At 61.4% G+C, this 21,619-nt stretch carries 16 protein-coding genes; 5 read left to right on the plus strand and 11 right to left on the minus strand.

Features of this window, described 5'->3' with window-relative positions; all coding sequences use genetic code 11:
- Window positions 1–10: 10 nt before the first annotated feature.
- From IC235_RS13445 to IC235_RS13475, 7 genes are all read right to left on the minus strand, one after another.
- Complete coding sequence (locus IC235_RS13445) at window positions 11–1,255, minus strand: serine hydrolase domain-containing protein (protein ID WP_191005702.1); 1,245 nt, start codon at window positions 1,253–1,255, stop codon at window positions 11–13.
- A 113-nt stretch (window positions 1,256–1,368) separates the two neighbouring features.
- Complete coding sequence (locus IC235_RS13450) at window positions 1,369–2,277, minus strand: LytR/AlgR family response regulator transcription factor (RefSeq protein ID WP_191005703.1); 909 nt, start codon at window positions 2,275–2,277, stop codon at window positions 1,369–1,371.
- Window positions 2,278–2,541: 264 nt separating this feature from the next.
- On the minus strand, window positions 2,542–3,069 hold the full coding sequence (locus tag IC235_RS13455) for an NADPH-dependent FMN reductase (protein WP_191005704.1): 528 nt from the start codon (window positions 3,067–3,069) through the stop codon (window positions 2,542–2,544).
- 329 nt (window positions 3,070–3,398) lie between these two features.
- Window positions 3,399–4,625, minus strand: coding sequence for an MFS transporter (locus IC235_RS13460; RefSeq protein ID WP_223847284.1), 1,227 nt, complete (start codon window positions 4,623–4,625; stop codon window positions 3,399–3,401).
- A gap of 321 nt (window positions 4,626–4,946) precedes the next feature.
- Window positions 4,947–5,702, minus strand: coding sequence for a succinate dehydrogenase/fumarate reductase iron-sulfur subunit (locus tag IC235_RS13465; RefSeq protein ID WP_191005750.1), 756 nt, complete (start codon window positions 5,700–5,702; stop codon window positions 4,947–4,949).
- Between the two features lie 144 nt (window positions 5,703–5,846).
- Window positions 5,847–7,781: a fumarate reductase/succinate dehydrogenase flavoprotein subunit gene (locus IC235_RS13470; RefSeq protein ID WP_191005705.1), complete on the minus strand. Its 1,935-nt coding sequence runs from the start codon at window positions 7,779–7,781 to the stop codon at window positions 5,847–5,849.
- A 103-nt stretch (window positions 7,782–7,884) separates the two neighbouring features.
- Window positions 7,885–8,586: a succinate dehydrogenase cytochrome b subunit gene (locus IC235_RS13475; RefSeq protein WP_240540731.1), complete on the minus strand. Its 702-nt coding sequence runs from the start codon at window positions 8,584–8,586 to the stop codon at window positions 7,885–7,887.
- A 335-nt stretch (window positions 8,587–8,921) separates the two neighbouring features.
- Between IC235_RS13475 and IC235_RS13480 the strand changes: the two genes are divergently transcribed.
- The 3 genes from IC235_RS13480 to fabD all read left to right on the plus strand — a co-directional run bounded on the left by IC235_RS13480 (window position 8,922) and on the right by fabD (window position 16,238).
- Window positions 8,922–11,867, plus strand: coding sequence for a T9SS type B sorting domain-containing protein (locus IC235_RS13480; RefSeq protein ID WP_191005707.1), 2,946 nt, complete (start codon window positions 8,922–8,924; stop codon window positions 11,865–11,867).
- A 303-nt stretch (window positions 11,868–12,170) separates the two neighbouring features.
- Complete coding sequence (locus tag IC235_RS13485) at window positions 12,171–15,104, plus strand: T9SS type B sorting domain-containing protein (RefSeq protein WP_191005708.1); 2,934 nt, start codon at window positions 12,171–12,173, stop codon at window positions 15,102–15,104.
- Window positions 15,105–15,332: 228 nt separating this feature from the next.
- Window positions 15,333–16,238, plus strand: coding sequence for an ACP S-malonyltransferase (gene fabD, locus IC235_RS13490; protein WP_317173578.1), 906 nt, complete (start codon window positions 15,333–15,335; stop codon window positions 16,236–16,238).
- Between the two features lie 45 nt (window positions 16,239–16,283).
- Here the strand turns inward: fabD and folK are convergent, their stop codons facing one another.
- Complete coding sequence (gene folK / locus IC235_RS13495) at window positions 16,284–16,778, minus strand: 2-amino-4-hydroxy-6-hydroxymethyldihydropteridine diphosphokinase (protein ID WP_191005709.1); 495 nt, start codon at window positions 16,776–16,778, stop codon at window positions 16,284–16,286.
- Window positions 16,775–17,635, minus strand: coding sequence for an alpha/beta hydrolase family protein (locus tag IC235_RS13500; protein WP_191005710.1), 861 nt, complete (start codon window positions 17,633–17,635; stop codon window positions 16,775–16,777). The genes folK and IC235_RS13500 overlap by 4 nt, the downstream gene beginning before the upstream one ends.
- A 104-nt stretch (window positions 17,636–17,739) precedes the next feature.
- Between IC235_RS13500 and IC235_RS13505 the strand changes: the two genes are divergently transcribed.
- Window positions 17,740–18,750 (plus strand): polyprenyl synthetase family protein, encoded by a 1,011-nt coding sequence (locus IC235_RS13505; RefSeq protein WP_223847285.1) that lies wholly within the window; start codon window positions 17,740–17,742, stop codon window positions 18,748–18,750.
- 159 nt (window positions 18,751–18,909) lie between these two features.
- Here the strand turns inward: IC235_RS13505 and IC235_RS13510 are convergent, their stop codons facing one another.
- Window positions 18,910–19,203: a hypothetical protein gene (locus tag IC235_RS13510; protein ID WP_191005711.1), complete on the minus strand. Its 294-nt coding sequence runs from the start codon at window positions 19,201–19,203 to the stop codon at window positions 18,910–18,912.
- Between the two features lie 136 nt (window positions 19,204–19,339).
- Here IC235_RS13510 and IC235_RS13515 point away from each other — a divergent pair, with 136 nt between their 5' ends.
- Window positions 19,340–20,746: a cytochrome P450 gene (locus IC235_RS13515; RefSeq protein ID WP_191005712.1), complete on the plus strand. Its 1,407-nt coding sequence runs from the start codon at window positions 19,340–19,342 to the stop codon at window positions 20,744–20,746.
- 293 nt (window positions 20,747–21,039) lie between these two features.
- On the opposite strand, the gene IC235_RS13520 is transcribed toward IC235_RS13515, so the two are convergent.
- A complete protein-coding gene (locus IC235_RS13520; protein ID WP_191005713.1) occupies window positions 21,040–21,534 on the minus strand; it encodes a hypothetical protein in 495 nt (164 codons plus the stop codon).
- Between the last annotated feature and the right edge of the window lie 85 nt (window positions 21,535–21,619).

Genomic DNA, 21,619 nt, shown 5'->3' on the forward strand with positions numbered 1-21,619 from the left:
TCCTAGTGGCTTATTGAAAGGCAAGCCGTTGCACGTCGGCTTGCAGCTCCCTTTGAAAGAGCCTCGCCGCTGGGCCCGGCAAGAAGGTGCCGATGTTGGTGAAGGCCACGTAGGTTACCCCAGAATCGGGAAAGTAAAACATTTGGGCGCCCGCGCCGAGGCCATCGCCGTCGTGGCCGAAGGCGATGCCGTAGGGCGTATCGAATTTGTATAAGCCCAGGCCATACTGCACGTTAGGGGTAGTGGAGTAGGTGTTGACCCACTGAGTCATTTGCCGTAAGGATTCAGGCTTGACCAACTGACCTTTGCCCAGCGCTTCCACAAACCGCGCTAAATCATAGGCCGACGAAATCAGGCCGTCATCGCCGATGAAGCTGCGCACACTGCGAGTTTGGAAGTTAGACACGTTAATCAGGCTGCCGTCTCTCGGGTCGTTGGCGTAGCTGGCCACCAGGCCGCGCGGCGTGGGGTAGCCCGGCTCGTTTTTATAATAGATGTCGCGCAGGCCCAACGGCCGGAAAATGCGCTCAGTGAACATATCGGCATGGTTGCGGCCCGTGACTTGGTCGATAATCAGCGCCGCCAGCTCATAATTGGTATCGGAGTACTTATACGCGGTGCCCGGCTCAAAATACGCCGGTTTGCCAGCCGCGTAACTCAGGTATTCCTCGGTAGTATAAGTGCGGTTGGGGTTGTTCAAGTTGGCTAAGGCATCGGCTTGAAAGCCCTCATCATCTAGGTAGTTATAGATGCCCGACGTATGCTGTAGCAGTTGCCGCAGGGTCACTCTATCGGCGTTGGTAATCGCGCTGATTATACGCTGGGGCAAGTACTCGCTGATCCTGGCGTCAAGCCGGACTTTGCCTTCCTCCACGAGCATCATCATGGCCGTGGCCGTGAAGCTTTTGGCGATGCTCTGGGGGTAGTTGAGGCTGCACCGGGTCATGGCCTCGCCGGTTTCCCGGTTGGCCTTGCCGGCCGCGCCTATCCAGAGGCCATCTCTGGGGGTCTTTACCAGCAACACTACGCCTGGCAGGCCCTTCTGCACGTATGAGTCGAGCAAGGCCTGGTACTGCGCGGCTTTCGGGTGCCCTTCTTGGTTCGCGGGAGCATGGCAGTAGTCTTCCGGGGCCGGGTCTACCGGCCGGTCATGGTCACGACACGCGTTCAGGGCCAAGCTGGCGAGTACAGGCAGAGCAAAACGCCAGATTCGGGCGGAGATTTTTAGCCGATTTAGGGGTTGCAGGGGGAGCATGAGTTTATGGGGTTTGGTGAAGTGTACACGACAATCTGATGAAGTGCACACGACAAACGTACTCCCTGCTATGTGGCCCCGTTGGCCTAAAAAGGGCTTTTGTTCGTGAACTGCTATAAATCGGGCGGCGAAATGTCGGTGCCGGGAAACGAAGCTTTGAGCCAGCGCCGGAAGGCGGCGGCTTTCAGGCGACTGATGACGACATCCTGGCTCGGCAGCTGGGGCAAGTCGAGCAGCTCCACGCGCAGCTTGCCGTTGTCTTCTGAACGGATGCTCTTGATCACGGCCCGGGTGACAAGTACCTGGCGGTTGGCCCGGAAGAAGTGCGCCGGGTCCAACTGCGCTTCTAGCTTGTCGAGCGAAGCATCTAGTACGTGCCGCTTGTAAGTGGTGGTTAGGGCCAGCACCGCCTGCTGCTCGATGTAGAAGAGTAGCACCTGCTGGGGGGCCAGCAGCAGTTCCTGCTTGCCCATCCGCACCAGCAAGTGCGAAGCGCCAGCGTCAGCTCCTTTCCCCGTTGGCGGCTCCGCGACGGGAGGCATTTCCATTTTCTCCAACTGCCGAATTCGGTGCAGCTCGTACAGGTACAGGATGGTGTAGAGGCTGTTTACGCAGCCCACCCAAATTAAAATCACCAAGCTATCGGATAGGTCGAGGCTGTAGACAAAGGAACGGGCATCGGTAAAAGTCTGAAGCCTGAGCAGTACGTTCACGACCTGGGTCAGCACCCCAAATATCCCCAGTGCCACGGCACTGGTGAGCAGCAGTTGCAGGCCTAATCTTCGGAGCGGTTTCTCTACCCAGGGCCACCGCGTGTCCAGCCGCAGAATAATGCGTCGGCATGCTTCAAAAACAACATAGCCTTGGATCGTATCGGCTACTAGGCTCGTAATATGGATGAAATCAAGCTTATAATTGCCATATAAAATATAAAAATCAGTAAGCACCATGAAAGGAACGGCCAGCCGCCGGAGCCAGGTATCGGGATATGATATTGGTTGAGGTTGATCAGCAGGATTCATTCAGCATACACATAGGTGAAGAGCAACGCACAAGGTGGGAAGTCAAACGAAGATATCCAGCGCATCGGCAGCAAGCCGTAGGCTTATACGCACGTACCCTCCGGAGATATTGCTCTTGTCCGCGGCTGAGCCGCCCCCTCACTTCCGAGGATACCGATAGGTGCCTGGCAGCCCTGCTGGTACTGGCCCGCCGGGCCGCCAGCGGAATGGTGCGTGGCTGATGCCTCGCCAGGCTGCCCGCCCATCGGCGGCCGGCAAAACTGCTTAAAATGCCAGCAGCGCTTCGGCCTGCTCCCGCAGCAGCTGCCGGGACAAGTCGTGGTTCAGGCTGTCATCCTCGTTGAGGTCCTTGTTGATGAACGGCAGGCGGACGCGCTGCGGCAGCACCGCCGAGCCCAGGTACATCAGGATGTCGGTGAGGTGAGCCATGGCCAGCAGGCCCCCCTGGCCGCCGTTGCTCAAGCCGATAAGGGCGACTTTTTTCCCCTGGAAAGCGCTGGGGTAGGGTAGGCCATCAATAAAAGCCTTGAGTACCCCCGGAAAGGAACCGTTGTACTCGGGCGTGACAATGACCAATTTGTTGCCGGCACTGAGTAGGTCGGCCAGCCGGTTAAACAGGGGGTTGGTGCCCGCGTTGTCGTACAGGGCCGACGCGATAAAGTCTACGGGCAGGTCTGCTAGGTCCAGGAGTTGGCTCTCGGCCCCTAAGTCAGTGAGCAGGCCGCGGTAGTAGGTCGCAATGCGGCGGGCGCGGGAGTTGGGTCGGTTCGTGCCGACGAGTAGGGTTATCAAAACGAAGCAAAAATAACGACGAGGTACGGTACTGTCGGTGCTCTAACCTACTACCCCGGTCATTGGTTGCGGGCGCCGCGCCGAGGCCGCTTCCTGTTCCTTATAGTAGTTTTCGCATCGGAGAAAGGAATTAAAAATTAAAAATGAAGAATTAAAAATCAGCTGGTTCATTTTTTAATTCTTCATTTTTAATTCCTAAAAAACGATACCCTTACCGGAGAACCGCTCTAAAATTAACTTAGCACGAATCTCCGCCGCCCACCATGCGTCAGTCAGCCCTCCTGACGCGCCCTATTGTCTGGCCCGTGGCCTTGCCCTGACCATCGGCTCTAGGGTGTCAAAATTGTTCGCTCCCGCCGCGCCGCCAGCCAGGCCACCATTGCCAGGCAGGCCGCGAACCACGCCCACGGCAGCCGTAAATCCACCACCGACAACCCGCCAAAAACCAGAGCCGTAGCAAAGCTGGCCAGGGCCTGAAAAGCTTGGTTCAGCCCAAAAATCTCGCCGCGGTCGGCGTCGGTGGTGTGGCGGGCCAGGCGGCCTTCCAGCAGCCCCTGAATCAACGAAAGGGTGAAGCAATCGAGGGTGACCAGCGTGTAAAAAGCAGCCTTGGAAGTGCCCACCAGTCCGTAACCAAGCAGCACGGGGGTGCCGAGCGCCGCCAGCCACACGATGGCCCGGCGCTGGTTGAGGCGGTCGGCCAAGTAGGTGTAGAACCCATAGTTTAAGGCAATACTGAGCCCCCCGAAATACATGAACAGGTAGGAGATGCTGCGCGCATCGAGCTGTAACGGTCCCAGGCTGACAAAAGCCACGAAGTAGAAGTAATATCCGGTGCTAAGCGTGAGCGCCACCTGCGTGAGCACGATGCGCCGGATGCCGGGGTTGCTGGCGTTCTTGGCTTGGAGCCGGGCCCATAGGGTAAGCGGGTTCACGGCCTGCCCCAGCTCGGTGCGAAGCTCGGCGCCTCGCACGTTGTTGCGTTGCCGGTGGGTTTCGGGCAGCCATCCGCTCAGCAGCACGTTCAGGCCAGCCAGGGCCACGGCCAGCCGCACTACGTAGCGGGCCTGCTGCTCCGGGGGCACTTGCAGAACCGTAAGCAGCAGGCCCGCTGCCATTGGACCCAGCACGAAGCCTAACGAAATGATGGCCCCCTCCATGCCCAGGTTGCGAAACAGCCGGTCCGGGGCCGAAACATCGGTGATGGCCGAGCGGGCCGCGGCATACATGCCATTGGTCAGGCCATCCGATATGCGGTTGACGAAGTACAGCCCCGCCCGCACCGGCAGCAGCAAGGCATTAGCCAGCAGGGTACCCACCGCCGACAGAATAAAGATGGGCCGCCTCCCATAGCCGTCGCTCAGCCGCCCCAGCAGCGGCGACGAAAACAGCTGCACCCCCAGAAACAGCCCGGTGCCCACCGACAGCCACAGCTGCGGCTCCCGCAGCCCGCGCACAAAATCCGGCAGCACCGGCCCCACTACTGCGCCCACCACCACGTCGAGCAGGATGATGGCGTAGAGCAGAGGCAGGGTACGGGTGGGTAGCAGAGACATGAAGTACAGTAAGCCTTGTCTTTAAAAAGCGCCCTGTTGACCACGCAGGGCTACTTGGCCTTCCCGATGGTGCCGCCATTGGTGAAGCTCGCGGCTAAAGTTGTCGGCCGGCGTTGGCATTCGCCCCGATAGCATTGTTAGGGCGGCTTGATAACGCGGCTGGTATCCAAGCTGCGCGAAGAAATGCAAAGGAACTCCTGCTTCGGTGCGGAATAGCGCAGAAGGGAGCACCAGCCATTGGCTTCCAGCAGCAGGAAAAATGGATATGAAAAAAGCGCGACGAGTAACCGCCGCGCTTTCTCAATGCTTCAGCGCTTATGCCTACGCTAGGTTATTAGACGTAGCCTTGGCCGCAATAAACTCGCGGTTCAGGATGGCAATGTTTTCGAGCGAGATGCCCACCGGGCACTCGGCGGCGCAGGAACCAATGTTAGAGCACGCCCCGAAGCCTTCCTTGTCCATCTGGGCCACCATGTTCTCCACGCGGGTTTTGCGCTCGGGCTGCCCTTGCGGCAGCAGGGCCAGCTGCGACACCTTGGCCGATACGAACAGCATGGCCGAAGCATTCTTACAAGCGGCGACGCAGGCCCCGCAGGCGATACAGGTAGCCGCCTCAAAAGCGCGGTCAGCAATTTCTTTGGGAATGGCAATCTCGTTGCCATCGGGCACGCCGCCGGTGTTAACGCTGACGTAGCCCCCGGCCTGAATAATCCGGTCGAAGGCCGAGCGGTCCACGCTCAGGTCCTTATTCACCGGGAAGGCATTGGCGCGCCAGGGTTCGATGGTGATGGTATCGCCATCGGAAAACTTGCGCATATGCAGCTGGCAAGTCGTGGTGCCCTTTTCCGGACCGTGGCTGCGGCCATTGATAAATAAATCGCACGAGCCGCAGATGCCCTCGCGGCAGTCGTGGTCGAATGCAACCGGGTCTTTACCCGCGTGCAGCAGGTCTTCATTCAGCACGTCGAGCATTTCCAGAAACGACATCTCGGGCGAGATATCCTTCACTTTGTACTCGACCATTTTTCCTTCGGTGTGGCGGTTTGGTTGGCGCCACACGTTCAGGGTCAGGTTCATTGGTTTGCCGTTGCTATTTCCAGCCATGGTAGTAAAAACGTCAGGCTGAGCTTGCCGAAGCAGCTCACGCGCCGTGCTAAATTTAAGGTGTAAGATTACTGCCGCCCGCGAGATCCTGCGCTGCGCTCAGCCTGAACGCTAGTTTTATTTGTAGCTCCTTTGCGTGAGCTTCACGTTTTCGAAAATGAGTTCTTCCTTGTTGAGGCGCTCGGGCTGGTTGTCCCCCAAGTACTCCCAGGCCGCCACGTAAGCAAAGTTCTCGTCGTCGCGCAGGGCTTCGCCATCGGGGGTCTGGTACTCTTCGCGGAAGTGGCCGCCGCAGCTCTCGTTCCGGTGCAGGGCGTCGTCAATCATTAGCTCACCCAGTTCTAGGAAGTCGGCCACGCGGCCGGCGCTTTCCAGGGCCTGGTTCATTTCTTCGCCGGAGCCCACGATTTTCACGTCCTGCCAGAACTCGTTGCGCAGCTTTCGAACCTCGGCTTTGGCGTGGGTGAGGCCTTCCGCGTTACGGGCCATGCCGCAATACTCCCACATGATGTGGCCCAGCGCCCGGTGGAACTGGCCCGGCGTACGGGTGCCGTTGATGCTGAGCAGCCGCTCGGTGCGGGCTTGCACAAATGCTTTGGCCTCCGCGAAGGCGGGGTGGTTGGCATCGACCGGCTTGGGTGGTATTTGCGCCAGGTAGTCGCCAATGGTGTAGGGAATCACGAAGTAGCCATCGGCCAGGCCCTGCATCAGCGCTGAAGCCCCCAGGCGGTTGGCCCCGTGGTCGGAGAAGTTGCACTCGCCCGTGGCGTAAAGGCCGGGAATCGTGGTTTGCAGGTTGTAGTCGACCCACAAGCCCCCCATGGTGTAGTGCACCGCGGGGTAGATGCGCATGGGCAGCTCGTAGGGGTTCTCGTCGGTGATTTTCTCGTACATGGCAAACAGGTTGCCGTACTTCTGGCTCACCGCCTCGGCGCCCGTACGTTTGATAACGTCGGCAAAGTCGAGGTACACGGCCAAGCCGCTGCTGCCCACGCCCCGGCCCTCGTCGCACATCTGCTTGGCGTTGCGCGAGGCCACGTCGCGCGGCACCAGGTTACCGAAAGCGGGGTACTTGCGCTCGAGGAAGTAGTCCCGGTCTTCTTCCCGGATGTCGGTGGCCTTGATCTCGCCTTTGCGCAGGCGCTCGGCCAGCTCCACGGTGGCGGGCACCCACACCCGGCCGTCGTTCCGCAACGATTCCGACATCAGCGTGAGCTTCGACTGGTAGTCGCCGCTCACCGGGATGCAGGTTGGGTGAATCTGGGTGAAGCTGGGGTTGGCGAAGAAGGCGCCTTTTTTGTGGGCCCGCCACGCCGCCGTAGCGTTGCAGTACTTAGCGTTGGTACTCAGGTAGAACACGTTGCCGTAGCCGCCGGTGGCCAGCACGACGGCGTGGGCCGCGTGGGTTTCCACCTCCCCGGTAATCAGGTGGCGCGTGACGATGCCGCGGGCCTTGCCGTCTACCACCACCAGGTCGAGCATTTCCGAGCGGGTGTACAGCTTCACCTTGCCGTAGGCTACCTGCCGGCTCAGGGCCGAGTAAGCACCCAGCAACAGCTGCTGCCCGGTTTGACCGCGGGCGTAGAATGTGCGGCTCACCTGCGCGCCCCCGAAGGAGCGGTTAGCCAGCAGCCCGCCGTACTCGCGGGCAAAGGGCACCCCCTGGGCCACGCACTGGTCGATGATATTCACCGACACCTGCGCTAGGCGGTACACGTTGGCTTCGCGGGCCCGGTAGTCGCCGCCCTTGATGGTATCGTAGAACAAGCGGAAGACCGAGTCGCCGTCGTTCTGATAGTTTTTAGCTGCGTTGATGCCGCCCTGCGCCGCGATGGAGTGCGCGCGGCGGGGCGAGTCGTGGTAGGTAAAGGCTTTCACGTTGTAGCCCAGCTCCGCCAAGGAGGCGGCAGCCGAGGCTCCGGCCAGGCCGGTGCCGACCACAATCACGTCATATTTCCGCTTATTGGCGGGGTTCACAAGCTTGACGTTGAACTTGTGCTTCTCCCACTTTTCGGCGAGAGGGCCTTCGGGAATTTTAGAATCCAACAGCATAGGATAACGGAGTGAGGGTATGACGGATTGAACTGCACCAAGAACAACAGCGCAACCCGCCAGGTGTTAGCGGCAAATGGCTATTTTTATGGTCCGCCAGCAATTAGAAAGCGGAAGTCACGGCGTGAATGAGCGAAGGCGCATTGGCAGCCAGCTCGCCCTGCTCGTTGGTGAACAAATAAAAGTACAGGGGCATGGACGCAAAGGCCGCCGAAACCACCACGGAGAACACGTAGCCCGCGTATTTAATAACCGGCATGTACTTGCGGTGGTTCAAGCCCAGGGTCTGAAAACCGGAACGGAAACCGTGCCAGAGGTGGTAGCCGAGGCTGATTTGCGCGGCCACGTACAGCAGCACGTACCACCAGATGTGGAACGACGACACGACGGCCAGATACAAGTTGTCGTAGTCGCTAATCTCGGGGTTGTCGCCCCCTATTTTTTCGAGGCCCCCGAAACGGGCGCGCCAGAAGAAGTTGTACAGGTGTACGATAAGGAAAATCAGGATGATGGTACCCAGCAGGCCCATGTTACGGGAGGTCCACTCCGAGTTTTGCTCGGCTTTCCACTGGGCATAGCCGTGGCCCCGGGCCGCTTTGTTGCGGCGGACGAGCGCGAAAGCCTCGTAAATGTGAAAACCAAAACCTAGTACCAGAACCCATTCAATGGTGCGAATGATGGGATTGGTACCCATAAAGTGCGAGTAAGCGTTGAATGCCGCGCCCTGGTCGTGCTTAAACAACTGCAGGTTTCCAACTACGTGGACTACTAGAAACGTGCACAGAAACAGGCCGGAAATTGACATTATTAGCTTCCGGCCGATGCTGCTGGTTAGTGTTTTTGTTATCCAACTCATAAAGTAACCAAACTGGGGAAGTGAAGGAGTGCGTTTATTGCGCTCAAAGGTAGGCCGCACCCGCTAACCGAACAAAGTGCGGCCCAATGGATAGCAGTGGAACTCTTTTCGCCAAAATTTGGCATTGAGAGGGTGATTCCTATTCGGGTCACGCATCGTTTCGCCGTCTGAGCGCGTTAGGCAATAACTTGCTGCCCCCGCCAAATGTTGGGCCCGTACCAGGGCTCATCGGTTGCGGATGAGACGAATGCTGCGGTTTTTTTATTCCTCGTTATCAGGTTGATATGATACAAATTTTTCCATTTCGGAGTGGGGGGGGGCTGCGGGTAGCGCAGCTCGTGCTCGTGCTGCTGGCGGGGCTCAGCGCCCAGCCCCGGCTGGCCTGGGCCACCCATATCCGGGCCGGCGACATCCAGGCTAAAATCGACACTACGATTAACCCCAACCCGCGTCGTGTCTTTTTTAAGCTGACGCTCTACACAGATAATAGCTCGCCGGTAACGGCCGACTTTGCTACCATCTTTTACGGCGACGGCACCTCGAGCTGCCGGGATGGCGTGCCTCGCTTCGGAGGGCGGCGGTCGATTCCCGGCAACAACGATACCAGCGTCAACATCTATTACTTCGAGCATACTTACCCCTCCAGCGGTACATTCACGGTTAGCTACATCGGCGAAAACCGCAACCTGGCGTTGAACATAGACCGACCGCTGGATCAATCGTTCTACATCAGCACGCGCATCACGCTCGACCCATCGCTGGGGCGCAACCGCTCGCCAGTGCTCACGGCTCCGGCCGTGGACAAGGCCGGGGTGAATCAGGTGTTTCTGCACAACCCGGCGGCCTTTGATGCCGACGGCGACTCCCTGGCCTTCCGCTTGCGCACCAGCCAGCAGGTACCCGCGGGTATCGACGGCACCCTGGGCTCGTGCCCGGGCGGCTCCGGTGGCACCGGCGACAATCAGCCTGCCCCCCAAACGGCTACTAATTTTCGCTACCCTAACGACCCGGTCATCACGGGTCCGGGTAATCCGCCCCTGCAAGTGGCGTACTCGGGGGTGCCGGCGGGTGTGCCCGGCAGCGCGGCCATCTTCGTGCAGGACCCCTACACCGGCCAGATTACCTGGAACGCCCCCGTGGCCATCGGATTCTACAACGTGGCGATGGTTGTCGAGGAATGGCGGCGCACCCCGGGCGGCCGGCGGCTGATTGGGGAGGTGATACGGGACATGCAAATTATTGTGTCGGGCACGACAAACTTGCGGCCAACCATCACCGTGCCGCCCGACCTGTGCGTGGTGGCCGGCGAACGGGTCCGGGCCACGGTGACGGCCGTCGACGGCTCCTCGCCCAGCAGCCCGGCCACGGCGGTGAGCCTGTTCGCCTACTCGGGCATCCTGCCCCCGGCCACCTTCCAGCAGACGGCCGCCGGCCCGCCCCAGGCCCAGGGCACGTTCGAGTGGCAGACCACGTGCCAGAGCGTGGCCCGGCTGCCGTACCTGGTCGTGTTCAAGGCCCAGGACACGCCCAGCCCGGCCACGGCCAACAACCCGCCGCTCATCGACGAGAAGCCCTGGCGCATCACGGTCGTGGGCCCGCCCCCGCAGAACCTGCAGGCTCAGCCCGTGGTCACGGGCCTGAATGCCGCGCGCCTGACGTGGGACCCCTACACCTGCGCCAACGCCCAGACCATTTACATCTACCGCAAGGAGGGCCCTTCCTCGTTCGTGCCCGGGCCCTGCCAGACGGGCATCCCGGCCGAGGCCGGCTACGAGCGGGTGGGGCAGGTGAGCGCGGGGCAGAGCGTGTTCGTGGACGAGAACGTGTCGGCCGGGGGCGTGCGCCAGGGGCTGGAGCGGGGCAAGACGTACTGCTACCGCATCTATGCCGAGTTTCCGCTGCCGGCCGGCGGGGCCAGCATCGCCTCGCGGGAGGTGTGCCTGACTTTTCCGGGGCGGTCGGCCCAGCTCATCAAGGTGGACGTGGAAGCGACGAGTGTCAGCAGCGGGCAGATCCAGGTGTGCTGGACCCAGCCTCGGGGCGGGGCCCTGCCGCTGCCGGGCACGCCCAGCTACGTGCTCTCGCGGGCCGAGGGGCTGAGCCCGGCGCCCGCGGCGTTCGTGCCCGTCGCCACGCTCTCCTCGCTGCTGGACACGTGCTACACAGATACGAACCTGAACACGGAGCAGCGCCAATACACCTACCGCCTCGAGTTCGTGCGCACCTTCGCCGACGGCACGCCCCCGGTGCGGGAGGTGGCCGCGCCGGCCAGCAGCGTGCGGGTGAGCGTGGTGCCGACGGCCGCGGCGACGGGCATGCAGGTGAGCTGGACGTATCAGGTGCCCTGGGACAACACGGCCGAACCGGTGCAGGTCTACCGGCGTGCGGGCCTGAGCGGGGCGTTCGTGCTGGTGGGCCCGGCCCCGACCGGGGCGGGGGGGGGCAGCTACCTGGACACGGGCCCGGGCCTGGTCAAGGGGGAGACCTACTGCTACTATGTGCGCACGCGGGGGCAGTACGCGAGCATTCCGTACTTGCGGGCGCTGGACAACCGCAGCCAGCAGCAGTGCGCGCTGCTCATCAGCCCGCCCTGCCGGCCGGTGTTGCGCCTGGCCCCGCTCAACTGCGACAGCCTGGCCGCGCTGCCGGTCTTTCCGACCGGGGGCGGGGCCTACCGCCAGCGCGTGAGCTGGCGCTTGAGCGCCGAGCCGGCGGGCTGCGATGCGGGGGTGGTCGGCTACCGGCTCTACTACCGGCCCACGCTGACGGGGCGCTTTGCGCTGCTGACGACGACGGGGCAGACGAGCTTCGTGCACGAGGGGCTGTCCTTCTCGCAGGGGTGCTACGCGGTGCAGGCGGTGGGGGCCAGCGGGGTGGTGAGCGACACGAGCAATGTGGCCTGCCAGGACAACTGCGTGTTCTTTGTGCTGCCCAACATCTTCACTCCGAACGGGGACATGCAGAACGAGGTGTTCCGGCCCAAGAATTACAGCCCGGTGCGGCGGGTGCGGTTCCAGGCCTTCAACCGCTGGGGGGTGCGCGTGTTCGAGAACACGACGAGCGGGTCGGATGGGGTGCTCATCAACTGGGGCGGGGGCAGCCAGGCCGGGGAGACGGGCCGGGGCAGCCGGGTGCCGGACGGGGTGTACTACTACCTGGCCGAGGTTGAGTTCGCGGACGCGGCGGCCACCCGGCGCTCTTACAAGGGATGGGTCGAAATTGTCCGATAAGGACGGATTCATCCGTCAAGCGCGGAACGAACTGCGTACGTATCCGTATTTCAAGAAAAGCCGCTTCATAATAGGAGCGGCTTTTCTTGGTTTGATTTGTGGGGGTGATTAGGGTTTAGCTTGCAACGCCAATTGTAGAGGCAGACCGAGTGGTTTGCGAGCAGAGTGCTGTATGATAGGTTGTTATTCAGTAGATGGCCCGTGCTATTGCTGATTTGCCTATCTTGTCCTCGCCTTGTTACCTTATTAATTAAGCTAGAAAAGCCTGAACCCTTCTCTTTAATCTCTGGTCACTGAGTTGATATGATACAAATTTTTCCATTTCGGGGCTGGGGACTGATGCGGGTGGTGCAACTCGTACTCGTGCTGCTGGCCGGGCTGAGCGCCCAACCCCAGGCCGCCTGGGCCACTCACATCCGGGCCGGCGACATCCAGGCCAAGTCAGACACGACTGCCAGCCCCAACCCCCGGCGCATCTTTTTTAGGATGGTCCTCTATACCGACCCTAGTGCGCCGGGCAAACAGCCCGCCGCCACCATTTTTTTTGGCGATGGGACGTCGAGTTGCAATAATGGAGTGCCCCGCGTAATCGAGCGCGCCGTACCCGGGAGCCCCGACACCAATATCAACATCTACCTGTTCGAGCATACTTATCCTTCTAGCGGCACCTTTACCGTCCACTTTATTGGCGAAAACCGGGTTGAAGGAGTGCTGAACATGGAAAATTCAGTTAACCAGTCATTCTATATCAGCACGAGTATCACGATAAGCCCGTCGTTGGGGCGCAACCGCTCGCCGGTACTCACGGCCCCAGCCATAGACAAGGGAGCTAGGGGCCAGGTATTTTTGCACAACCCGGCAGCCTTTGATGCCGATGGCGACTCCCTGGCCTTCCGCTTGCGCACCAGCCAAAAAGTGAACTCGCTGGCGAGTGATATCGTGGGTCCGCCGTGCCCCGGAGCTACTGGCGACAACACTCCTATTCCGAGGGATGTGCCCAATTTCCGTTATCCCAACGACCCGGCCATCACGGGTTCCGTACCACTGCAAGTGCCTTACTCGGGGATTCCGGCGGGTGTGCCCGGCAGCGCGGCCATCTTCGTGCAGGACCCCTACACCGGCCAGATTACCTGGAATGCTCCCGAGAGGGTCGGCGTTTATAACGTGGCGATGGTGGTAGAAGAGTGGCGGCGCACCCCCGGTGGTCGTCAGAAAATCGGGGAGGTGATACGGGACATGCAGATTATTGTGTCGGGCACGACAAACTTGCGGCCAACCATCACCGTGCCGCCCGACCTGTGCGTGGTGGCCGGCGAACGGGTCCGGGCCACGGTGACGGCCGTCGACGGCTCCTCGCCCAGCAGCCCGGCCACGGCGGTGAGCCTGTTCGCCTACTCGGGCATCCTGCCCCCGGCCACCTTCCAGCAGACGGCCGCCGGCCCGCCCCAGGCCCAGGGCACGTTCGAGTGGCAGACCACGTGCCAGAGCGTGGCCCGGCTGCCGTACCTGGTCGTGTTCAAGGCCCAGGACACGCCCAGCCCGGCCACGGCCAACAACCCGCCGCTCATCGACGAGAAGCCCTGGCGCATCACGGTCGTGGGCCCGCCCCCGCAGAACCTGCAGGCTCAGCCCGTGGTCACGGGCCTGAATGCCGCGCGCCTGACGTGGGACCCCTACACCTGCGCCAACGCCCAGACCATTTACATCTACCGCAAGGAGGGCCCTTCCTCGTTCGTGCCCGGGCCCTGCCAGACGGGCATCCCGGCCGAGGCCGGCTACGAGCGGGTGGGGCAGGTGAGCGCGGGGCAGAGCGTGTTCGTGGACGAGAACGTGTCGGCCGGGGGCGTGCGCCAGGGGCTGGAGCGGGGCAAGACGTACTGCTACCGCATCTATGCCGAGTTTCCGCTGCCGGCCGGCGGGGCCAGCATCGCCTCGCGGGAGGTGTGCCTGACTTTTCCGGGGCGGTCGGCCCAGCTCATCAAGGTGGACGTGGAAGCGACGAGTGTCAGCAGCGGGCAGATCCAGGTGTGCTGGACCCAGCCTCGGGGCGGGGCCCTGCCGCTGCCGGGCACGCCCAGCTACGTGCTCTCGCGGGCCGAGGGGCTGAGCCCGGCGCCCGCGGCGTTCGTGCCCGTCGCCACGCTCTCCTCGCTGCTGGACACGTGCTACACAGATACGAACCTGAACACGGAGCAGCGCCAATACACCTACCGCCTCGAGTTCGTGCGCACCTTCGCCGACGGCACGCCCCCGGTGCGGGAGGTGGCCGCGCCGGCCAGCAGCGTGCGGGTGAGCGTGGTGCCGACGGCCGCGGCGACGGGCATGCAGGTGAGCTGGACGTATCAGGTGCCCTGGGACAACACGGCCGAACCGGTGCAGGTCTACCGGCGTGCGGGCCTGAGCGGGGCGTTCGTGCTGGTGGGCCCGGCCCCGACCGGGGCGGGGGGGGGCAGCTACCTGGACACGGGCCCGGGCCTGGTCAAGGGGGAGACCTACTGCTACTATGTGCGCACGCGGGGGCAGTACGCGAGCATTCCGTACTTGCGGGCGCTGGACAACCGCAGCCAGCAGCAGTGCGCGCTGCTCATCAGCCCGCCCTGCCGGCCGGTGTTGCGCCTGGCCCCGCTCAACTGCGACAGCCTGGCCGCGCTGCCGGTCTTTCCGACCGGGGGCGGGGCCTACCGCCAGCGCGTGAGCTGGCGCTTGAGCGCCGAGCCGGCGGGCTGCGATGCGGGGGTGGTCGGCTACCGGCTCTACTACCGGCCCACGCTGACGGGGCGCTTTGCGCTGCTGACGACGACGGGGCAGACGAGCTTCGTGCACGAGGGGCTGTCCTTCTCGCAGGGGTGCTACGCGGTGCAGGCGGTGGGGGCCAGCGGGGTGGTGAGCGACACGAGCAATGTGGCCTGCCAGGACAACTGCGTGTTCTTTGTGCTGCCCAACATCTTCACTCCGAACGGGGACATGCAGAACGAGGTGTTCCGGCCCAAGAATTACAGCCCGGTGCGGCGGGTGCGGTTCCAGGCCTTCAACCGCTGGGGGGTGCGCGTGTTCGAGAACACGACGAGCGGGTCGGATGGGGTGCTCATCAACTGGGGCGGGGGCAGCCAGGCCGGGGAGACGGGCCGGGGCAGCCGGGTGCCGGACGGGGTGTACTACTACCTGGCCGAGGTTGAGTTCGCGGACGCGGCGGCCACCCGGCGCTCTTACAAAGGATGGGTCGAAATTGTCCGATAAGGACGGCTAACACCTTCGCAAAACATTTAAAAAGGCCGCTGCATCCGCAGCGGCCTTTTTTGGGTCGATTTGTAAGGTTGGCGGCTTTTGTGCAGCTTGCGGCCCCAACCGCCCTATCGCGGGCGGGTTTTGCGCTGCTGGTTGTTGAATTTACTTGCCTGATCGAGTGAGCTTCAATAGTAAACCAGTGGTCGGCAACGAGTAATGTCTTAACCAACTGTCTGCTTCGTGAACCCTACCAGCCCTTCTGATTCTCTCCAAACCGCCGTCGTCTTTCCGGGCCAGGGCAGCCAATTTCCGGGCATGGCTCGAGAGCTGTTCGACCAAAGCCTGGAGGCCCGCGCACTGCTAACGCAGGCCAACGACATCCTGGGCTTCAGCCTCACCGATATCATGTTCAGCGGCTCCGAGGAAGATCTACGCCGCACGGATGTGACCCAGCCCGCTATTTTCGTGCATTCGGTGGCGCAATTTGTCGCCCGGCCCGAGCTGCGGCCCGTCATGACGGCCGGCCACTCCCTGGGAGAGTTCTCGGCCCTGGTGGCGGCCGGCGTGTTACGCTTCGAGGATGCTCTGCTGCTGGTGGCCCGTCGGGCCCAGGCCATGCAGGCAGCCTGTGAGGAGCAGCCCGGCGCCATGGCCGCTATTTTAGGCCTCGACGATGCCACGGTGGAGCGCATTTGCCAGGCCATCACCACGGCGGGCGACGTCGTGGTAGCGGCCAATTACAATTGCCCTGGCCAACTCGTTATTTCCGGCTCAACCGAGGGGGTAACCAAGGCCTGCGAAGCCCTGAAAGCCGCCGGGGCCAAGCGGGCCCTGCCGTTGCCCGTGGGGGGAGCCTTCCACTCGCCGCTCATGCAAAGTGCCGCCGCCGCTTTAGCCGAAGCCATTGAGAAAACAACCTTTGGCGAAGCCCGCTGCCCGGTGTATCAGAACGCGGACGCCCAGCCCCATTCGTCGGCGGCCGAGATTAAGGCTAACCTCCTGCGCCAGCTTACCGCGCCCGTGCGCTGGACCCAGTCGGTGCAGCACATGGCCGCCGATGGGGCCACCGAATTCGTGGAGTGTGGGCCCGGCAAGGTACTGCAGGGCCTGGTGAAGAAGATTGTGCCCGCGGCCACCATTGGGTAGGCTCCGTAGGGCTTGCTGAGCCACTCCAGGCGGGGGCCGCAATGGTTAGCCCGGCAGGTAGTGTACGGGCAGCGGGTCGGGGCATTGAGCCAGCAGCTCGGCCACGCTTCGCCGCAGCACCGGATGCTGCAGCTGCCCGCCGATTTCGGCCAGCGGGGCCAGGGCGAAGCGTCGCTCGGCCAGGCGCGGATGCGGCACGGTTAGGCCGGGCTGGGTGATGATGGCGTTCCCGTACAAGAGAATGTCCACGTCGAGGGTGCGGCTGCCCCAGCGCTTGTGTCGCTCACGGCCGGCGTGGCGCTCGGCGGCCAGGCACTGGTCTAAGAGCTGGCTTGCCGATAGTCGGGTACGAACCGCCAGCGCCTGGTTGAGAAACGCGGGTTGATCTTCGCGGCCCCAGGCCGCCGTTTCGTACAGGGCCGAGGTTAGTAGTATTTCACCAGCGGTGGCTTCTAAATGGGCCCGGGCCGTCTGCAGCAGCGCGGCCCGGTCGCCGAGGTTGCTGCCGAGCAGCAGGTAGGCCGTTATCGCTGAGCTCACGCCTGGCGCTGGAAGAAATCGGCGGTGTGCTCGGCAATAAGCTGGGCGGGCTCGGGCAGGGTGGCGGCAGGCCAGGGGTGGGCGCCGCCAAACATGTGCGTGGCCCCCGGCACCACCAGCAGCTCGGCGTTGGGCCGGAGTTGGTGCAGAGTGTGGGCCGCGGACAGGGGCACGGTTTCGTCTTCGTCGCCGTGCACCAGCAGCAGGGGCTGGTGGAGCCGTCGCCGCACGTTGTGCGAAATGTCGAGCCGCGACCGGTTGGCCAGGTAGTCTTCCAGGATCTGGTAGTGCAGCGGTAATTGCTGGCCGGTGCGCGTGTTGGGCACATACAGCACGCCCGTGCGCCGCCACTCATCCAGTACCGACTGGGGCCAGCGTTGGTCGGCATCGGCAATGGCGGCCCATGTAGCCACGGCCCGCACCCGCGGGTCCTCGGCCGCTTTGAGCAGCACCAGGCCCCCGCCCCGGCTGTGGCCCACCAAGAACAGCCGGGTCAGGTCCAGCTCGGCGCTGGCAATGGGTAGGGCGCCGGGCGTGAAAAGAGCGTCGATTACCTGGCCGATATCGTCGAGCTCGATGCTGAAGTTGTTGCGGCCGAACGCTTCCAGATCTTCCAGATCGCCGGTGCCGCCCACTACCAGGCCATTGTGCGAGAGGTTAAGCTTCACGAAGACAAAGCCGCGCTCCGCGAAGAAATCGCCCAGCAGCGGGAAGTGGCCCCAGTCTTTGAACCCCTTGAACCCGTGCACGAACAAAACAACGGGCTTGGCCCGGCCATCGGCTAGGTAGGTGGCATCGGCTTCGAAGGCCCGGCCGTGGCGCGTGCCGGTTAGGAGAAAAGGGGCGTGGGTGAGCATAAAGCGAAGGTAGGGGAGAACCGCAGACCACTGCTTACCGCCCCACCCCAGGTGGACCGTTATATCGTCTATATCGTCCGGCCTGCCGTATCATTGTCGCCGCAATGCCCCATCATCCTACTACTCTCTCCCTCGACCAGATCCAGGCGCCTATCGCGGCCGAAATGGAAGAGTTTGAGCACAAGTTCCGTCAGTCGATGCGCACTAAGGTGCTGCTGCTCGATAAGATAATGGGCTACATCGTGAAGCGCAAAGGCAAGCAGATCCGGCCGATGTTTGTGTTTCTCACAGCCCGCGCCACCCGCCCCGAACCCACTACCCCCGCTCCACTCCCCGATGCGACTTTCCGCGGGGCGGCCCTTATTGAACTGCTGCATACCGCCACGCTCGTGCACGACGACGTAGTGGACGAAAGCAACTACCGCCGCGGTTTCTTCTCCATCAATGCGCTCTGGAAGAATAAAATTGCCGTACTCGTCGGCGACTACCTGTTGTCGCGCGGCCTGCTGTTGGCCCTGCAAAACGACGATTACGATTTACTGAAAATTGTGAGCAACGCGGTGCGTGAGTTAAGCGAAGGGGAGTTGTTGCAAATTGAAAAAGCGCGCAAGCTGGATATTACTGAAGACGTCTACTTTGATATAATCCGGCAGAAAACGGCTTCCCTGATTGCCTCCTGCACCGCCGTCGGCGCGGCCTCCGTCAGTGCCGATAAAGAGACGATTGAGCGAGCCCGTCTGTTCGGCGAGAAGGTCGGAATCGCTTTCCAAATCAAGGACGACTTATTCGACTACGGCGCCGCCGAAATAGGCAAGCCCGTGGGCATCGATATCAAGGAGAAGAAGATGACGCTGCCCCTGATTTACGCCTTGCAGCAAGCCAACTGGCTCGAGAAGCGGCGCGTTATTTTCAACGTAAAAAACAACGAAGGCCACCGCGACCGGGTACAGCAGGTAATCGACTTCGTGAAGCAATCAGGGGGCCTGGATTACGCCATCACCACCATGCGGCAATATCGAGACGAGGCGCTGGCCATTCTCCACACTTTCCCCGAGTCGCCGAGCCGTACCTCATTGGAACAGCTAATCAATTACACGATAGAGCGGGAAAAATAGACCACGGATTCGCTCGGATTATTCGGATTCCACGGATTTCGTGGACGTCGCTCTCATCTGGCTAAATGAAGCCTGCACTAAAAAGGCTCCTCAATAGGGAGCCTTTTTGCTTTGTCCACAAAATCCGTGGAATCCGAATAATCCGAGCGAATCCGTGGTTCAGGCCACCTGGTAGCTTACGGATTTGGCATCGCTCACCTTGAAGGTCACGCCGTCGAAGGTGCTGTCTACTTCGAGGGAGTGTTTCATCTCACAGCCGGGGCACTTCACTTCTTCGATTTCGCGGTTTCCGGTGTGTTCGGGCGAATCGGCTTGGTCGTTGGGAGCGGGCACGCCGAGCAGGTCGGTAAAGACTTCGGTGTGGCAGTGCTCGCACTCGAACTTGAGGCCCACGCTACGGCCTTGTAAGTCGGCGAGGGGCACGGGTGTGCTGGGGTTTTGCTGAATCCACATGGGAGAAAGGGTTTGGGAGTAAAGAGGAGATAGGTGGGCGCCGCCCGGTTGGGTTTACGCGAGTGGTTTGAAAAAAGATGAATCCACCGCGGGCCGGGTTACTTTTGGGCGCCGCATCTGGTTGCGGTCCCGGCTTATGAATGAGGTAGAAGCTTCGGAGAAATTGTCACCGGCTTCGCTGCCGCGAGTGTCGCGCTGGCACTCTTTGCTGCGCTCGGTGGCGCTGGCCAGGGACCCGTTACCAGTGATAGACGAAATCCTGGCCCGGCACGGCGACACGGTGGAGCTGTTCGTCGGCGGGGTGGAAAAGAGCATCCTGACCCGCGACCCTGGCCTGATGCAGCACATCTTACAGAAAAACCACCGCAACTACGTCAAGTCGAAGTATACGCAAGGATTTTCGCGCTACGTCGGCCACGGCCTGCTCACCAATGAAGGGCCCGACTGGCTGCGCCAGCGTCGGCTCATTCAACCCGGGTTTCACCGGCCGCGAGTGGCGGGGCTTACCGGCCTAATGCAAGAGATAACGGCCGAAACCCTGGCTCCGCTGGTGGCCCAGGCCGGACGGGCGGGGGGCACCGTAACCGTGGAGGTGCACGAGCTGATGACCCGGCTCACCTTCCGCATCATTGCCCGCTCGGTGTTCAGCACCAACTTCCCCGAAGCCGAGCTCGACCGCCTGGCGGGGCTGCTGACGGAAATTCAGGCGTTTTTCGTGCGCTCCATCCGGCAGCCCTACCTGCAGCCGTGGCTTAAGCTGCGGGGCCAGTTTCGCTACCACGATGCGCTGGCGTCGGAGCTGCGCGCATTGCTCGGGCGCTACATCGCGCAGCGCCAGCAGGCCAATGCCGGGCCCAACGCCATCCCGCCCGACGACCTGCTGCAAATGCTGCTCGACGTGCGCTACGAGGACACCGGCGAGCCCATGACCCCAACCCAAGTGCTCGATGAGGCGCTCATCCTGCTGGTGGCGGGCCACGAAACCAGTGCCAACGCCCTCACCTGGCTGATCTACCTGCTGGCCCACCATCCTGAAGAGGCTCGCGCCATCCAAGCCGAAGCGGACGCTACCCTCGCCGGTCGGCCGCCTACCTTCGACGACCTCCCTCACTTGGGCCGGGCCCTGTACGCCGTGCAGGAGGCCATGCGCCGGTACCCGCCCGCCTGGATGATTGACCGCCTGGCCTTGGCCGATGATACCTACAACGGCTTGCTCATCCCCAAGGGCACGTTGTTTTCGCTCTACGTGCACGGGCTGCACCACAATGAGAAGTACTGGCTCGCACCCGAGGAGTTCCGGCCCGCTCGGTTCGCTCCCGGCCAGGGCCCGCCCCGGCCGCCCTTTGCCTACGTGCCCTTTGGCGGCGGGCCCCGCCTGTGCATCGGCATGCAGTTCGCCCTGACCGAAATGCAGCTTGTTGCGCTGGAGCTGCTGCGGCAGTTCGAGGTGGAGTGGGTGGCCGGCCAGGCACCGGTAACAGCGAAGCCCCTGATTACGCTGCGGCCGAAAAACGATTTTCAGGTCCGGCTGCGGCGGCGCTAGAGGCGGGAAAAGGTAGATTGGCAAGTACCCGTTGGCGCGGGTCGGTGGCGTGCTGCCAACGGGCGCTAGGTCTCCTGGCCCAGGTACTGAACGGATGTGCCTCGTACAACGCCCGTGTCAGAAACGCGAACCCAGTCGGTCGCACGTCGCCGAGGTCCGCCAGCGCTCCAATTATGCGGCGTACGACGTTCCGACCACTTTGCTGCGGTTGCTGATGACTACGTCAAACGATTAACTATCAGTGCTTAGCTGTCAAATACGTGGTGATCATTCTGCACTCATTCGCTGCTGGATCAGACCTCTGATAAAATGCTTTCGCTACCATCTTCATGGCATTGAATAAGTAATTGATGCGGGCATTTAGGAAGATTTTCTTCTAACAGAAAGCTAACCTGTTGTACAGTTAGTGGTATGTTATTGATAACAGTCTCAACCAAAATCTCATGGCTGGGTTTTTCAACTCCCAAATATTGAGTTGAAATAAGTCTATTACTTCCTCCATTCCAAAAGGTCTCTGATCGAATAAGCGTGATATTTTTGGATGGGCCTACTATTAGTAGCTTGGTGTGTTCAATCTCAGAAAGCTTGCAGCCGATATATTCTACCGCATGAAAGTATTTGGGAACAGAATCAAAGTCATATTCCACATTTAAGCGCTCTGAGTTCAGATTTATGTCCTCATCAGTTATGATTTTTTCAAAATATTCATCCGGTGTCAGCTTGATTTTTGCCCAATTTCGCGTGTTGAGCATTTTATATTCGATTTCTACTAAGAGTATCTCTTTCATTTTGTGATGTGAAAATGATTTTTAATCATATTTTTCTGCAATGCATAATTATTTGATAATATGCCTCACGGTCGCTCTGCTTGAT

This window comes from Hymenobacter montanus (genome assembly GCF_014699115.1).
Lineage (GTDB): Bacteria > Bacteroidota > Bacteroidia > Cytophagales > Hymenobacteraceae > Hymenobacter > Hymenobacter montanus.

Coding starts and splice junctions, on each gene's coding strand:
- IC235_RS13445 (WP_191005702.1), bottom strand. CDS start 1,255: ATGCTCCCCCTGCAACCCCTAAATCGGCTAAAAATCTCCGCCCGAATC.
- IC235_RS13450 (WP_191005703.1), bottom strand. CDS start 2,277: ATGAATCCTGCTGATCAACCTCAACCAATATCATATCCCGATACCTGG.
- IC235_RS13460 (WP_223847284.1), bottom strand. CDS start 4,625: ATGTCTCTGCTACCCACCCGTACCCTGCCTCTGCTCTACGCCATCATC.
- IC235_RS13465 (WP_191005750.1), bottom strand. CDS start 5,702: ATGAACCTGACCCTGAACGTGTGGCGCCAACCAAACCGCCACACCGAA.
- IC235_RS13470 (WP_191005705.1), bottom strand. CDS start 7,781: ATGCTGTTGGATTCTAAAATTCCCGAAGGCCCTCTCGCCGAAAAGTGG.
- IC235_RS13475 (WP_240540731.1), bottom strand. CDS start 8,586: ATGTCAATTTCCGGCCTGTTTCTGTGCACGTTTCTAGTAGTCCACGTA.
- IC235_RS13480 (WP_191005707.1), top strand. CDS start 8,922: ATGATACAAATTTTTCCATTTCGGAGTGGGGGGGGGCTGCGGGTAGCG.
- IC235_RS13485 (WP_191005708.1), top strand. CDS start 12,171: ATGATACAAATTTTTCCATTTCGGGGCTGGGGACTGATGCGGGTGGTG.
- IC235_RS13500 (WP_191005710.1), bottom strand. CDS start 17,635: ATGCTCACCCACGCCCCTTTTCTCCTAACCGGCACGCGCCACGGCCGG.
- IC235_RS13505 (WP_223847285.1), top strand. CDS start 17,740: ATGCCCCATCATCCTACTACTCTCTCCCTCGACCAGATCCAGGCGCCT.
- IC235_RS13510 (WP_191005711.1), bottom strand. CDS start 19,203: ATGTGGATTCAGCAAAACCCCAGCACACCCGTGCCCCTCGCCGACTTA.
- IC235_RS13515 (WP_191005712.1), top strand. CDS start 19,340: ATGAATGAGGTAGAAGCTTCGGAGAAATTGTCACCGGCTTCGCTGCCG.
- IC235_RS13520 (WP_191005713.1), bottom strand. CDS start 21,534: ATGAAAGAGATACTCTTAGTAGAAATCGAATATAAAATGCTCAACACG.